General features: G+C 58.6%; 17 protein-coding genes and 1 pseudogene. 9 read left to right on the top strand and 9 right to left on the bottom strand.

The genetic code is table 11. The features are described from left to right. Positions 1-582, top strand: a pseudogene (locus tag ACFFAR_RS10450) (hypothetical protein); the annotation flags it as partial. A gap of 33 nt (positions 583-615) precedes the next feature. Here the strand turns inward: ACFFAR_RS10450 and ACFFAR_RS10445 are convergent. The 3 genes from ACFFAR_RS10445 to ACFFAR_RS10435 form a co-directional block, all read right to left on the bottom strand. Beyond that, positions 616-999 carry an NUDIX domain-containing protein gene (locus tag ACFFAR_RS10445; RefSeq protein ID WP_174365031.1) on the bottom strand — a complete coding sequence of 128 codons (384 nt, stop codon included), beginning with the start codon at positions 997-999 and terminating at the stop codon, positions 616-618. 44 nt (positions 1,000-1,043) lie between these two features. Continuing rightward, positions 1,044-1,721 (bottom strand): MgtC/SapB family protein, encoded by a 678-nt coding sequence (locus ACFFAR_RS10440; protein ID WP_062002316.1) that lies wholly within the window; start codon positions 1,719-1,721, stop codon positions 1,044-1,046. A 695-nt stretch (positions 1,722-2,416) separates the two neighbouring features. Beyond that, on the bottom strand, positions 2,417-2,620 hold the full coding sequence (locus ACFFAR_RS10435) for a hypothetical protein (protein WP_174365029.1): 204 nt from the start codon (positions 2,618-2,620) through the stop codon (positions 2,417-2,419). On the opposite strand from ACFFAR_RS10435, the gene ACFFAR_RS10430 reads away from it, so the two are divergent. The 5 genes from ACFFAR_RS10430 (at position 2,562) to ACFFAR_RS10410 (ending at position 7,966) form a co-directional block, all read left to right on the top strand. Then, positions 2,562-3,518, top strand: a complete 957-nt coding sequence (locus tag ACFFAR_RS10430; RefSeq protein ID WP_174365030.1) for an aliphatic sulfonate ABC transporter substrate-binding protein — start codon at positions 2,562-2,564, stop codon at positions 3,516-3,518. The genes ACFFAR_RS10435 and ACFFAR_RS10430 overlap by 59 nt on opposite strands. A 341-nt stretch (positions 3,519-3,859) precedes the next feature. After that, positions 3,860-5,596 carry an NPCBM/NEW2 domain-containing protein gene (locus tag ACFFAR_RS10425; protein ID WP_174363584.1) on the top strand — a complete coding sequence of 579 codons (1,737 nt, stop codon included), beginning with the start codon at positions 3,860-3,862 and terminating at the stop codon, positions 5,594-5,596. A 217-nt stretch (positions 5,597-5,813) separates the two neighbouring features. Then, a complete protein-coding gene (locus ACFFAR_RS10420) occupies positions 5,814-6,530 on the top strand; it encodes an ABC transporter substrate-binding protein (RefSeq protein ID WP_375507851.1) in 717 nt (238 codons plus the stop codon). A gap of 147 nt (positions 6,531-6,677) precedes the next feature. Then, a complete protein-coding gene (locus ACFFAR_RS10415; RefSeq protein ID WP_375507852.1) occupies positions 6,678-7,268 on the top strand; it encodes an OmpW family protein in 591 nt (196 codons plus the stop codon). Positions 7,269-7,750: 482 nt separating this feature from the next. Beyond that, the gene (locus ACFFAR_RS10410) at positions 7,751-7,966 is read left to right on the top strand and encodes an FAD-dependent monooxygenase (protein ID WP_375507850.1); all 216 of its coding nucleotides are present in this window, start codon (positions 7,751-7,753) and stop codon (positions 7,964-7,966) included. Between the two features lie 13 nt (positions 7,967-7,979). On the opposite strand, the gene ACFFAR_RS10405 is transcribed toward ACFFAR_RS10410, so the two are convergent. The 4 genes from ACFFAR_RS10405 to ACFFAR_RS10390 all read right to left on the bottom strand — a co-directional run bounded on the left by ACFFAR_RS10405 (position 7,980) and on the right by ACFFAR_RS10390 (position 11,113). After that, the gene (locus tag ACFFAR_RS10405; protein ID WP_174363583.1) at positions 7,980-8,615 is read right to left on the bottom strand and encodes a LysE family translocator; all 636 of its coding nucleotides are present in this window, start codon (positions 8,613-8,615) and stop codon (positions 7,980-7,982) included. 534 nt (positions 8,616-9,149) lie between these two features. Continuing rightward, positions 9,150-9,944, bottom strand: a complete 795-nt coding sequence (locus ACFFAR_RS10400) for a hypothetical protein (RefSeq protein WP_174363582.1) — start codon at positions 9,942-9,944, stop codon at positions 9,150-9,152. An 88-nt stretch (positions 9,945-10,032) separates the two neighbouring features. After that, a complete protein-coding gene (locus tag ACFFAR_RS10395; protein ID WP_082778922.1) occupies positions 10,033-10,539 on the bottom strand; it encodes a type II CAAX prenyl endopeptidase Rce1 family protein in 507 nt (168 codons plus the stop codon). A gap of 28 nt (positions 10,540-10,567) precedes the next feature. Beyond that, positions 10,568-11,113 carry a putative glycolipid-binding domain-containing protein gene (locus tag ACFFAR_RS10390; protein ID WP_375507849.1) on the bottom strand — a complete coding sequence of 182 codons (546 nt, stop codon included), beginning with the start codon at positions 11,111-11,113 and terminating at the stop codon, positions 10,568-10,570. Between the two features lie 218 nt (positions 11,114-11,331). On the opposite strand from ACFFAR_RS10390, the gene ACFFAR_RS10385 reads away from it, so the two are divergent. Continuing rightward, positions 11,332-11,778 carry a tautomerase family protein gene (locus tag ACFFAR_RS10385; protein WP_375507848.1) on the top strand — a complete coding sequence of 149 codons (447 nt, stop codon included), beginning with the start codon at positions 11,332-11,334 and terminating at the stop codon, positions 11,776-11,778. An 87-nt stretch (positions 11,779-11,865) separates the two neighbouring features. On the opposite strand, the gene ACFFAR_RS10380 is transcribed toward ACFFAR_RS10385, so the two are convergent. Further along, positions 11,866-12,531, bottom strand: coding sequence for an O-methyltransferase (locus tag ACFFAR_RS10380; protein WP_375507847.1), 666 nt, complete (start codon positions 12,529-12,531; stop codon positions 11,866-11,868). 96 nt (positions 12,532-12,627) lie between these two features. Here ACFFAR_RS10380 and ACFFAR_RS10375 point away from each other — a divergent pair, with 96 nt between their 5' ends. Next, the gene (locus ACFFAR_RS10375; protein ID WP_375507846.1) at positions 12,628-13,269 is read left to right on the top strand and encodes a TetR family transcriptional regulator; all 642 of its coding nucleotides are present in this window, start codon (positions 12,628-12,630) and stop codon (positions 13,267-13,269) included. Positions 13,270-13,400: 131 nt separating this feature from the next. Then, positions 13,401-13,847 carry an SRPBCC family protein gene (locus ACFFAR_RS10370; protein WP_375507845.1) on the top strand — a complete coding sequence of 149 codons (447 nt, stop codon included), beginning with the start codon at positions 13,401-13,403 and terminating at the stop codon, positions 13,845-13,847. A gap of 60 nt (positions 13,848-13,907) precedes the next feature. Here ACFFAR_RS10370 and ACFFAR_RS10365 read toward each other — a convergent pair. Continuing rightward, on the bottom strand, positions 13,908-14,221 hold a 314-nt coding region (locus tag ACFFAR_RS10365; protein WP_375507844.1), incomplete at its 5' end, for a dienelactone hydrolase family protein.

The following is a 14,221-nucleotide window of genomic DNA, read 5'->3' as shown; positions in this document are numbered from 1 at the left end:
TTCCAGCAGATGATTGCGCGTGCGGCTGAGTATGGAAATGACCGTATCCTGATGGGTGCTCACTACGCCATGGACGTTCTCGGCGGACGAACCCTGGCCACTTACGACCTGGCACATCTCCTGGCAAATGATCCGGCCTACGTTGGCCGCACGTTGAAACACGCTCCCGTGATAAGCGACTATCGGGTAGCGCTCTCAAGAGCTCGCTCTGAGCTGACCTCCGCATTGCAGGGAGGATGTGGCAACTCGATGGCAGTATGTGCTGGTGAAGACATCGGCCGTTTCAGCAATCCCGCAATGAACGAAGCGTTCTATGCGGTTACGCAGACCTACAACCTGCCCGTCGTATACCCCGAAAACGCAAACCGTCTGGAGGACGTGGCGAAGCTCGCTCCCGAAGCGGGCTACCTGCTGACGACCGCATTTCCGTCGCTGACGCTGGACCAGGCCGATCAGATCCTGACCGAGACAGAAGGTCCCGGCGGTGGCTTTCTCGACGATGGGTCCGCCTTCGGCGTTTATTCGAGGTTGAATCTTTACGCAGCGGCGGGCAAGGCGGCGCAGGTCAGTTCACGCAAGTGATTTCAGCTTGCAGAAGCTACTAGATTGGTGCAGTCAATTCGCTGGCGGGCTTGGGCGTCTGCTTCGAGCAACGAGTTCGATGATTTCTCGGGTCCCGCTTGATGTTCGCAGAGTCGAGATCTGGTCCGGCGTGACCCAGAGACAATGCTTGATCTCATTGCTGGGTTTTGCCACTGCGTTGACGTGGACATCGACTTCGAAGACATGATGAGCAGCACGTGGATCGACAAACAGACACGCGAGCCGTGGACGCTCGATCAAGAGGCGCGTTTCTTCCTGCACCTCTCTGATTGCCGCATCGACCATCTGTTCGCCCCGCTCCGGCTTGCCGCCCGGCAACGACCATTTGGAGCGCGCTTTAGCGACTAACAGAATCTGCTTGCCCTTCCAGCAAACCGTCGTTGCTCTATCCTTCATGCTACGCAATTCCTTCGAGATGTGACTTGAGCGATCGCCGCGCTTCAAGCGGATTCGTCTCCGCTTTCCTTGACTTCACGAACACCCGGGACCGCTCGAAGACGCTTGCATATCGCTTCAAACTGGACGGGTGTCACCCTCGACAAGGTAATGCCTATCTCATCCGAATCGTCTTTTTGTTGCATGACGAACTGCTTGACGCGTGCTGTTCCCGCCCCCAACGTGTCATGCAGCGTAGCCAAGGAAAGTGCATTCCTGTTGGTATGGACAACGAGTTCCCGGCGCTGCCGGCTGCCGATAAACCGCTTCTCGAGCGGCTTGATACCAGCCAGGATGATCAGAATGATGATCGTCGCTGCAATCGACGCGGTATAAAGGCCGCCACCCACCGCAAGGCCCACGCCCGCAACCGCCCAGACGCTCGCGGCGGTGGTCAAGCCACGGATCACCTCCCCTCGCGCCAGGATTGCGCCGGCACCCAGAAAGCCGATGCCCGACACAACCTGTGCCGCCATTCGCGATGGGTCGAGGACTACGCCGGATCGCAGTACATCGCTGAAGCCATAGGCAGATACGATCATGATCAGGGTTGCCCCGACGCAGACCAGCATGTGCGTTCTAAGCCCCGCAGCCCAGGACATGCGTTCGCGTTCAATACCGATAACGCTCCCCAAAGCCGCCGAGATCATCAACCTTCCGACCAATTCCCATTCACTTGCCATGCTCGCCTCCGATTGCGTGGCACCGGGCGTAATACCCGCGTCAGCCCTGCCGATGCGCACGCGTTCAAACGAAGAAGTGTAACGAATCGGGGTGCAGCGCAAAAGAAAGACGAGGGATCGCCGCTGTCTGACGGCAAGTAAGTGAACCTCGACCAAAGCGATTGCCTGCTTCTTGGCATATGTCGAATGATCGTTCTCGCTTGAGCGCCGCGATACTCAAGATCGCAAAACTGCAAGAATCACGAGACGTTGCCAAATGCCCTGGAGACCTGCAAATCCGCCGCCCACCCTACGGTTGAATCTCAACGATCGTCTGTCGAGCATCCCGGCTAGCGGGCATTTAAACGAAATCGAACGAACACTCGATAGCAAACTGGGTGAGCCTCATATCCCGACTGGCAAAATCGACCATCGATACATGAAGGACTTTTATACGGCCTGCAAGCGGCAAGTCGTTGAGGCCTTCAGGAGCCGCAAACAACCCGGGTGGCTGCTGTTTTTCATACTGGCATCTACGTCTGATTGCACCAGGAGCGCTAGAGTCTTTTGAGCTTCATTCGACGCAATCGATACCAGGAGAACCATTACGCGCTCGTCCGCAGAAACGCCTGGCGAGCGGGCACTTTCTAAAAGGCCCGCTTGCGACACACGTAGGTCAAGTCTTTCGTCCGGTCGATGACAGCGCGGGGGCGTAGCTATAAGCATATCTCCATTGCTTCGTTGTAGTTGACGGTTCGACGTTCTATTGTTGCGCGATCCCTGACCTGGCTCATCGCGGCCGGCTTTGACGCCACGCCCGGCCAAAGCACGCGATGCGCAATCACCACCGGACGCATGGCAATGAACGTATCGAGAAAAAACGGACGCAGAACTTTTATCGCCGCATTGGGCGCAACCATGGCAGGCATCGCCTTGCCGTCCTGGGCCAAATACCAGCCGGATCAATTCAGGATCGGCTATCAGAAGGCAGCCAGCACGCTGGTGCTCCTGAAGGCGCATGGCGCGCTGGAAAAGCGTCTTGCACCGCTCGGCATCAAAGTGTCGTGGAACGAATTCCCGGCAGGGCCGCAATTGCTTGAAGGACTCAATGTCGGCGCCATCGACTTTGGCTACGTAGGAGAAGCCCCGCCCGTGTTCGCGCAGGCAGCCGGTGCCGATTTTGTCTACACCGCCTACGAGTTGCCCACGCCGCATGCCGAAGGCGTCGTCGTAGCACAGGACTCGCCGATCAAGACAGTTGCCGATTTGAAGGGGAAGAAAGTCGCGTTCAACAAGGGCTCGGATGTGCACTGGTTCATCGTAGCGTTGCTGCGCAAACACGGCCTCGACTTCGCGGATATCCAGCCTGTGTACCTTGCTCCGGCAGATGCCCGCGCTGCGCTGGAACAGCATGCCGTCGATGCCTGGGCGATCTGGGACCCCTTTCTCGCCGCTGTTCAAGGACAAAGCCAGGCGCGTCTCATTGCGGATGCGGAAGGTGTCGCAAGCCATCATCAGTTCTTCCTGAGTCAGCGCGAATTTGCCGAAAAGCGTAAGGATGTGATTGCCATTGCGCTGGAAGAAGCAGGCAAGGAAGGGCAATGGGTGAAGGGCAACGTCTCCGCCGCCGCAGCCCAGCTTGCGCCCATTCAGGGGCTGGAGGCCGGAATCATCGAGGCGGGGTTGCGCCACTATGCTCACGTGTATAAGCCAATCGATGACACCGTGCTCGCCGAACAACAGAAGATTGCCGATACCTTCTTCGAACTGAAGCTGATTCCGCGCAAGATAGTCACGAAGCAAGCGGTTCTATCGTAGTCAGTAGCCAAGAATCGGCGAGCACTGACAAATGCACGCCGGTCGAAACAGTGAATCGACGCCGCCGCATTCGAGAGCCTTTTTACGCCATGTGCGGAGGTCGGAAGAGAGGGAAAGCGCTTACTCCCCCGGCGATGCGAGTCGAAAGCTTGAAAGCAAGCGTTTCCCACTCTCGACAGCGTTTGTCAATCAGGACCGCCGGCGAATCCTAGTATGTGGTTTCGCTGCGCCGCATCTTGCCGCGCTTGCACTACTGATCCTAACCTCGTCTCACAACATCGGAGCTGGAAAGGTCCGATTGGTTACCACTGCTTAGGTAGCCAAAATAGTGGGAGACGATCATGACATCGCGTGTATTTGGCCTGGTACGGGTTGTACTCGTTCTCGGCTTGCTGGCAAGCTGCGGAGGCAATGGATCGGACGGAGGCGCAGTTTCTTCCGGCTCGCCCGATCCGGGCATCGCAAAAACTGCCGTACGCTATGCGTTGCCTCCCATGGGCTGGAACTCGTGGAACACGTTCGCCTGCAACGTGAACGAAAACGTCATCAAGTCCGTGGCAGACACTATCGCCGCAAGCGGCATGGCCGCGGCAGGCTATCAATACGTGACGCAAGATGATTGCTGGGTCGGCGGACGAGACCCCGCCACCGGCCAGCTCTTTGCTAACCCGAGCACATTCCCGAGCGGCATCAAGGCACTTGCAGATTACGTCCATAGCAAGGGGTTGAAATTCGGGCTCTACACATCGGGCGGCACCAACACCTGCGCCGCGCTTGCGCACGGCACACGACCGCCGACCTATCCGAAAGGGGTGGGCGCCGGCAGCCTGGGACACGAAAGCGTTGATGCAGCCACATTCGCAAGCTGGGGCGTCGACTACATCAAGCTCGACTATTGCGGCGGAAACCTCAGCGCGTTCCCGGCCATGCGTGCGGGCATCGCGGCGACTGGCCGGCGCATGTACCTCAGTATCAACCCGTACAGCGCAAATCAAACCCTGCCGACAAACTTCGCCTCCGATGGCACGTTGTACGTGCCCGCCTACGCCGATACCTCGCGCATCTCGCAGGACATCACGAATACCTTTGCGTCGGTCACATCGATCATCGATATCAGCGCGCAAGATGCATCGTGGGCCATTCCCGGCTACTTCAACGACATGGACATGCTGGAAGTCGGCCGCGGCATGACGCCGGACCAGGACACCGCTCACTTCGCAATGTGGGCAATGATGTCGAGCCCGCTGAATGCCGGTAACGACGTTCGCAGCCAGAGCGCCGGCACACTTGCATTGCTGACCAACGCGGGAGCGATCTCGGTGAGTCAGGACGCGCTGGCGCTGCAAGCCGTGCCCGATGCCGCCGACAGTTCCGCTAACCTTCAAGTCTGGACCAAGCCACTGCAGGCGAGCGGCACGCGCGCTGTCGCCATGCTCAATCGCGGATCGGCCGCCGCTACTGCTACCGTCAACTTCGCCAACCTAGCGCTGAGCGGACCTGTACAAGTGACAAATCTCGTGACTGGAGAGGTGTTGTCCCCGGCTTTATCGACGGGAAGTTTCAGTGCGAGCGTGCCGGCAACCGGCGTGGTGCTGCTGAAGCTCGCAGGTACCGATCCGCTCGCGTTCAAAGCCCCACTCGCGCTGCAGAACTGGATCTGGGCGAGCACGCAATCCGGTAAAATCGCCGCCAAGGTCTGGCCGAGCAAGGATGCATTGCCGGTCGGCGCGACGGCGGCGGCTTCGGTCATCGTCAATGGAACGTCGTATCGCGACGGGCTTGCCGTGAATGCGCCGGCGCAGATGGTCTATCGTCTAGGGGGTAACTGCAGCACGTTCCAGAGCGATATTGGCCTGGACGCTGCAGCGAAGGGCGCGGGAACCGTGGACTTCCAGGTTTGGGCCGACAACGTCATGCTCTACGATAGCGGCGTGATAACCGGATTATCGCCGACAAAAACGGTGCGTGTGAGCCTGAACGGTTACCAGACCCTTCGGCTCGTCGTGACCGGTGCGCAGGACGGCGTTGCCAACGACGTCGCCGATTGGGCGGACCCCACGCTCGTTTGCGGGTCGTGACGCGCGAGCGCACTGCCATGTGTCGATCGGAGAAGATGGAAAGGGAGAACCCGACATACATAAATCCATGAGGCAATCCAGGATGGCGAAGTCATCGACGGGTACCGCATGCTTGCGCTCATTGACAGCCGTGCTCACGCTGGCTGCGATCATGCATATGACTTTTCCTTTGCCGGCCTTCGCGCAAACTCAGGTTACTGATACCTCGCAATCGTCAATGGCACGCGTCTTTGCCCCGGGTGGCACCTTGCGTGTATCGATCAATCTTGGTAATCCGGTCCTCGCGAGCCTCGATGCCGACGGAAAACCGCAAGGCGTTTCCGTCGATCTGGCTACCGCATTTGCAAAGCGACTCGGCGTGCCGCTGCAACTGGTCACGGTGACGTCGGCCGGCGCCTCGGTTGAAAAAGTGAACCAGGACAAGGCGGACATCGGCTTCTTTGCCGTCGATCCAAAACGCGGCCAGGAGATCAGTTTCACCAAGCCGTATGTACTGATCGAGGGTTTCTATCTCGTGCGCAACACCTCGGCCATCACCACCAACCAGCAGGTCGATCAACCCGGCGTGACGGTCGCGGTCGGCAAGGGCAGCGCTTACGATCTGTTCCTGACGCGAACGCTGCACAACGCGACGATCGTGCGCATACCAACCTCGCCAGCGGTCGTGCAGGCATTTCTTGATCAGCATCTGGACGTGGCCGCGGGCGTGAAGCAGCAGATCGAAAAGGACGCAGCCAAAACAGGCGGACTGCGGGTGCTCAATCAACGCTTCATGGTGATCCGTCAGGCAATGGGCGTGCCGAAAGCAAAAGGTCCCGATGCAGCCGCGTACCTTGCGAAGTTCGTGGACGACATGAAGTCGTCCGGTTTCGTTGCCGCGGCCCTGGCGCGCCATCAGATCGCGGGCGCAGCCGTTGCCAGTGACAACGACTAATGCACTGAGTGAATGGATCGTTTAGCTGATCGAAATCAATAGCTGCCTTTTCGTCTCGGACGAAAATCTTGTTACGGCAATCGATTCGAAGCCGCAACAAGAAACGGGCACATTTTGAACAAGATTAACAAGCATCTGCTACTCGCAATTCCACTGGTCTTCACGATTCTTTCCGCCACCACGCTGTCCGCACAGGCAGACCAGGGCGATATCCTCGCGCGTGTCCGGGCGATCAGCATCCAGCCTGACATATCGGCAGGCGGCACACTGGGCACGCTTGGTACAGGCGTCAAGAACGCCGTGGTTCCCGAGCTGGATTTCGTGTACATGGTGCGTCCGAACATTGGACTGGAACTCATTCTTGCGACCTCGCGCCACCAGGTGACATCGAATGCGGGCGCACTTGGCGGCGTGAACGTGCTTCCACCCACGCTGCTGCTGCAGTATTACTTCAATGCAGCGGGCAAGATTCGGCCTTATGTGGGCGCCGGCCTAAACTACACGCTGTTCTATAACAACGGACTGCATGCCGGCGATACGCCGGTATCGATCAAGAACTCGAGCTTCGGTCCGGCGCTTCAGGCCGGGGTGGATGTGCAGGTGGCGCGCAACCTGTTCGTCAACGCCGACATCAAGAAGATCTGGATGCGCACCGATGCTTCTGCCGGCGGAGCGTCGCTTGGTTCGCTCAAGATCGACCCGCTGATTGTGGGTATCGGTGTGGGCATGCGGTTCTGACCGGTGAGGCCTGCTCGCTGGAACTTCTGATGTATTTCACTGCCAACCGTAGGAAGGAACAACGCGCAGCAGTGCGTGCTGCGCTCCAGATTCAGGGGAACAGCGAGACGAACTTCTCGCTCATTTGACGTTGAAGGTCCCATATGTGTTACAGCGAACAGATATATAGCGAAGACTAAAGCATTAAGGAGTGGAGATCATTTTCTCGGACCAACGTGATGGACGAGAACCCCTGGAAAGAAGGATTCAGAGCCGGCCGTCTAGGGCTTTCTCTAGACGCTTGTCCTGATTATCCGGAAGCCGAATTCTGGAACTGGTACTGCGGGTATCTAAGCGGCCGGCGCAAACCTTTGCGCGTTGTCGGCGAGAAAAGCACTCCGTCAAATGTCACGATCGTATTGCCTCACACCAAAATCATTTAGCCGCTTCAAACACACGCCTGCGAGCATTGGTCACAAGAGATGAGTGCTCAGGCGTAAGTCGTGCCTGAGACGGAAGCCGTCCTGCGCCGGGTCAGCGGCGTGGACGTCCGCGTGACATCCGTCAAAGACGGCAGCCGATGGACGGACAACACGCGTCTTGCCGATACCTACCGGCGCGGCCGCGTGCTGCTGGCCGGCGATGCCGCGCATGTCCATTCGCCGTTCGGCGGCCAGGGCATGAGTCTCGTTCCTTCAATGGAACGCGCCAGTCAATAAAAAAATGTTCCGCTCACCGCAGCGGCAACATGGTCACACCGACAATGATCAGTACAACGCCGCCGCAGCGTTTGATCAACAGCATGCGGTCGTTGGCGCAGATCCTCCGATGCAGCAAATGCGTTGCGACTGCATAACCCGACATGACCAGCACGACCACCGACGCATCGATTGCGAGAAGCGTGCCGAGTTGCGGCAGCAATGCGGCGCGCACATCGACGAGCTGCGGGATCACCGCAGCAAAGAATCCGAGCGTATTGGGATTTGCCGCCGACACCGCCGATGCTTCCAGGAACAACACCGAACGCCGCTTCCGCGGGCTTGCCACGGGTTGCGGCAATGCACCCGGCTTGCGCCTCACGACAAACGCCTTGGCGCCGAGATAGATCAGATACGACGCGCCGGCAGCCCTGAGCACGATTAGCAACAGCGGTGATGTACTGAGCAGCGCGCTGAGCCCGAGCATGATGGCCGTCGCCATCGCAACGCGTGCGCTCAGGTTCCCGGAAAGCGTGAACGCCGCCGATGACAAGCCGTATCGCGATGTGTTTCGAACCATCAGCAACGCGTTCGGCCCGGGCGAGCCTGTGGCTGCGAGCGTCGCAGTGGCGAAGGCGATCCACGCTCCGGCAGGCACTTCAGTACTCACGCGAAGTAAAGGGAGCCGGTGAGACTCCGGCAAGGCTGCATGACAAGCAGGATGACATCGCGGCTCCTCGTGACTGGATGCGGTGTGCGAGCTTCCACGAGTGACATCGATGGAATCGCCTGACCGTGCATTCATTGTTGTCGATTGCTTCGGACGGTCACAGCCTCATTGCGCGGCCCTCCGTTGGGAGGGACTGCGCCAACGGTTCTGGCCTGCCCATAGTGAGGACTGTTCGGACTCTGGATTTATTCCCGCGCGAGTGCTCGCCGCGCTACCGCCGTAGGCGACAGGCTAGCGGTGCAAGTCGCGTGTGGGGCGTATGCGTTGGCGAGGGGAAGTGGTTGCCGATGCGGATCACGGCCACCTTCCCTGATTGATCTCAACATCGAGCCCTCTCGTTGCAGACTAAAGCGAGCGTTTGTTTGGAATGACGGTGCTTGTGAATGACGTGGAAGGGGTGGACCGTTAGTTGCTTTTGTGTCCAACGTTCCTGTTCCGAACCTCTGCTCACCTGGCAATAGACGCCCGATGAGATCAATCCAAAATGCCGCCGCTCCGCCCTCCAATCTTCGAATGCCGCGTTATCGTGAGTTGCTTTACGCCCCATTGGACAAGCATTGCCACTGCTGCCGCCTGTGCGAACGCAACGACCGGGCGCTGGTTGAGCAACGAATACGAAAGCAGCAAACAAAATGCGGCGAACGAAAACCTGCCAAGGACCATTCCCCGAAGCAGCGATATGACGAAGGCCGGCCCATGAGCACGGTGAGACGAAACCGACAGGACAATCCCGAGCAGCGGAAAGACTGCCAGCAACCCGCTCCATGTAGCGCCGACCCATCCAGACAACGACGTGACCAGGACCGTCAGCACCGCGCCGGCCACCATCCTTCCGATGAGATCAGACCGGGAAAGCGGTGCGCCGGCCGCGACCGCTTCGCTGCGTGGCAAGAAGGACTGGCCGAAGCACACCGCAGCGAACGCAGCCGTGGCGGCCCACAAGGGTGAAGTTGGCAACATCGACAAGCCGTACGCCGATACGAACCACGCGATTAGTCCGGCAACCAGGGCGACTGGCCACGAGCGCGAGCGGCAGGTCCATGCGTAAGCAAAATTGAATGCTTCCGATGCGAGGATCGCAGACAGTGAAAGCGTCGCGGCATGCGCCCCGAACGCTGGGCCATGCTCGAGCACAAGAAGGTAGAGAATCGGGCCCGCTACTACAGGCAATCCGGCCAGCCAGCCGGCGATTGCCGGCCCCCACCATTTGCCTGACATCGAAACGACAAGCAGGAACAGCGGGACAAGCGTCAGTTTGAGCGTAAGCATGCCAGGATCGAACGGACTTAAAGTGGGATCTTACCCTTGTCCAGAGATCGCCCTTCCCGGTGTCTGGCTTCTTCGGTTCGTACCGGGTTCACATCGGAGAAAAAATGAGCAAGAGTGAAATCCCGTTTCTCAACGAATGAACGAGAGACGTTACGACAAAACCCCGGCGTCGCCGGGTTTGCTCGACCACGAACACAAAACCCAGCACGACACCGATTGGAAAGGTGGTAAGCACGTATTTCCAGTTGTAGTTATGCAATCCGGCAAACAAGGCCGCAGACAGCAAAACAGCCAGCCAAGGGCCGGCGCCCAACCGGTTTCGAAGCAGCGTAATGCAGCCCCACTGGTTAAACGCCGTTTCGATCAGCGGGGCGAACACGCAGACAAAAAAAATCAGATAAACAATGCCATGCGATTTCAGATCCGGCCCTCCCAACTCTTTTTGCGGATAGAACAGGTCGCCAAGATAGCCGATCGGCCAAGGCAAAACCTCCGTCGCCAGCAACGCGAGAGGAATCAATACCCAGGTTGGTGTGGAAAGACCAAATCGGAATAAGGTCCCGTTCAAAGGCCGCTGAGTCCCTAAGTCTCTCATTTTTTATTTTCTCTTTTGCCCACGGCTTTTATCTCAAGCGCTCGAACAGTTCCGGATAATCGATGACCAATCCGTCGCTGTCCACTTCCAGCTCTGCTGTAAATCCGCTGTCAGCGCTTTCATATCGGAATCGGCTGCCTGGCTCGATACATGTGTAGATCTGGTCTGCGCGAACGACTTGCAAATCAGGTATGGAAACCCATGCAACTGCGATGCGCTGCTGCATGCCTTTATGCCACGTCAACCGGCGGATTGGCAGCGTATTCGTGAACGGCGTCGCGACGATATCGACATCGACACATCCCTCGATGGCCGGAATCTCGTCGAGTTGTTCGTCCGTCCAGTGGCCCTCCCCATCTCCGTGAATGACCAGCGTCGCTCCGCCGATGACTTGAATCGACAGGAACCGTGTGCGCCAGCTTTTGTCACATCGGAGGGAGTACTGGATTGCATAGGGACGATCGCTGTTTTCCCCGGTAAGCACGCTCTCCACCGAATAACCGTCCGGCTGGCTTTGAAGCACGAGATGCTCGATACCCGATCCGGACTGCATCTGCCATCGCACCTGAGGCATGGATTTCTCCCTGGAATCTACGGCGTAACCATAACCCGCCGCCGTCACCGAAAACAGCAATATTCTTCAACCGCCGCGGTCGCGCGTGGCCGATGCCCCCGCCTCTCAATCCGCCCGTCACACAGCAAGCATCCCGCTGCAGGCGTAGGCTGTTGGACAAAACAAGGCAAAGCCATTGCTGATTCCCGCACGACGTACTTCCAACCGGAGCTTAAATAATGCCGACCTACATTGTGTCAACCGCGGCCGATCGGTTCAACGAGGAACTCAAGCACCGAATCGCCGATGGCATCACCAAAGCGCACAGCCGCGCCACTGGCGCGCAAGGTTTCTTCGCGCAAGTGATCTTCAACGAAATCCCGGCGGGTAACCACTTCATTGGAGGAAGCCCTTTGAAGGCGGAACAGGCCTTTGTGCATGGTCATATTCGTGCGGGACGAACGCCCGAGCAGAAGCGGCAACTGCTTGAATCGATTGTCGAGGTGATCATCAGCGCCACCGCGCTGGAACGCCGGTACGTGTGGGCTTATATCTCGGAACTGCCTCCTTCGCAGATGGTTGAATACGGGCGCGTGTTGCCCGAACCCGGCGCGGAGGAAGACTGGCTCAAGTCGATGGATGAAGCCGATCGCGATTACCTGCTCGGAATGGGCGCCGGCTCGTAACAACCGCAGAATTTGAACGGCAAGCGCCCAGTGAATACGAGCGCGGTTGCCGATGTCGACGCGCGGGGCGCACGCGAATAACCGCGCTCAAAGCTTGACCGATACTTCCACGTCTTCGTGCAAGGCTTGCGAGAAGTATTGGCCGCCGGATCGCACGATCTCGAGGTACTCGGGACTCCAGTCAGCGTTATCGGCTACGAGCACCGAGCCCGCGTGCAATCGTGGTTCGAGCAACGCAAGAACTCCCGGGTATAACGCCTTGGCGCCATCGAGCAGAACCAGATCGATACTCCCCGGCAATCCATCCGCAAGCGTCTCCAGCGCGTCGCCTTCGCGTACCTCAACGAGATCGCTGAGACCGGCCGACTCGATATTTCTGCGCGCCCCCGCAACCTTCGACGGCTCGAACTCGGCGCTGATCAGCGCGCCGCCGCCGTTGTCCCTCAGCGCCGCCGCCAGATGCAAAGTCGATACTCCAAATGACGTGCCGAACTCGACAACGGAACGCGCCTTCATCATGCGTGCATACATGTAAAGCAACGCTCCGGTGTTGCGCGAGACCGCGAGATGAAACTCCTTCGCCCGCGTATAAAACGCCCGGTAATCGGTGGATCGCGCGCTTGCCATCAACGTCGCGCGGTCCTCCGGTGAAAGTTCTGCCATCTGCTGCATGAGATGGGCCTGTGATGCGTCGGCATCGGCGAATAGTTGTTCCAGCACGGTCGAGACCGGCGCCTGAATCAGTGTGTTCATGAATGAGCCTCTTAATGGAAATTGACGATGCTGCGCACACGTCTAGAATACGAACAATTCGTCGCATTTACTAATCGCGTTTCGGAAGGCACATCCATGAAGAGCCGGCAAAGCCCCGTCGTATCTGCCCGCAAGCGTCCGCAGCAGGAACGTTCAACGCGCCTCGTTGCGGACATTCTCGAGGCTGCAGTTCGCGTTTTGGTGCGTGAAGGCGCACCGCGTTTCACGGCGGCTCGGGTGGCGGAAGCGGCCGGCGTCAGCGTCGGTTCGCTCTATCAATACTTCCCGAACAAGGAAGCGATGCTGTTTCGATTGCAGACTGAAGAGTGGGCCAGGACCCGGGCACTCGTCGGAGGCATCCTCAACGATACAACCCATCCTCCGCTCGATCGCCTGCGAGCCGCAGTACGCACATTCTTCGATACCGAATACGAGGAAGCCGCGTTTCGCACGGCGCTGGAAGATGCGGCGCCGCTTTATCGCGATTCACTCGAGGCGCAGGCGCAAAGAGACGCGGCGATGAATATCGCGATTGCGTTCATGGACGAGGCGCTTCCCGATCTGGGAGCAGACCGCCGCTCGCTGGCCGCCGAGGTCTTGATTACGACCATGTCGAAAGTCGGGGAAGCGGTCTCCATCAAAGCGCAATCACAAGCCGAGGTAGACCGGTGGTCAGCCGAGATAGCCGACATGCTGTGCGCGTACATCGAACAACTGGCTTTGCAACCGTCGCGTTGAAGACGCGCTCCGGGAGCCGGGTAAAATCCTTTCGCACCTACGGGTCTCCCCTGATCTGAATGTATGTCGAAACTCGCGTCGCCGGATCGTCGTAGGGGTATGTCCAACTCTCAATGAAAGGCGATTACTTCATGACAACCGGAACCGTCAACCTGCATCGCGTCTTGCGCGCAACACCCGAACGTGTATACAGAGCGTTCCTCGAAGCCGATGCGCTCGCGAAATGGCTGCCTCCCTACGGCTTCACATGTCAGGTTCACCACATGGACGCTCGCGTGGGCGGCACGTTCAAGATGTCCTTCCGCAACTTCGGCTCCGGCACCAGCCATTCGTTCGGCGGCGAGTACGTCGAACTCGTGCCGTTCGAGAAGATCCGCTATTGGGACAAATTCGATGACTCGTACCTGCCCGGCCGGATGGACATCACTATTTCGTTGCGGCAGGTGTCGTGCGGAACGGAAATCACTGTTGTGCAGGCAGGCATCCCCGAGGTGATCCCCGTGGAGATGTGCTACCTCGGCTGGCAGGAGTCGCTTCTGCAACTGGCGAAGCTGGCCGAGCCCGAGATTCCGGGCTGACCGACGGGATTGGAGGGACTCTTTCGGGGATGTCAGGCTCGCTACCCGAAAGAACCTGACTTACTTCTGCGCCCACATGGTCTTGCCGAAGAACGTCAGCGTTCGATCCCACGCCATTTGCGCCCAAACCGGATCGTATTGCGTCCTCGAAATACGGCCCGGCCCGACCGCTGTTTCGTTGGCGAACGCGTGATGCGCGAGGTATCGATGAAACTCGAAATCGACGTTTGCATCGGACAGTTGCTTTTCGAGTTGAGCCACCGTTTCCGCCGGGAAAAATTCGTCCTGCTCGGCCCAATGACCGAGTACCGGCACCTTGATCTTCGATGCATCGACATATTCCAGCGGCGGGAAGCCATACCAGACCACGCCCG

The organism is uncultured Caballeronia sp., assembly GCF_964243625.1.
Lineage (GTDB): Bacteria > Pseudomonadota > Gammaproteobacteria > Burkholderiales > Burkholderiaceae > Caballeronia.
Note: the sequence above shows the minus strand (reverse complement) of the source record. Positions and strands in the feature narration are given on the sequence as shown.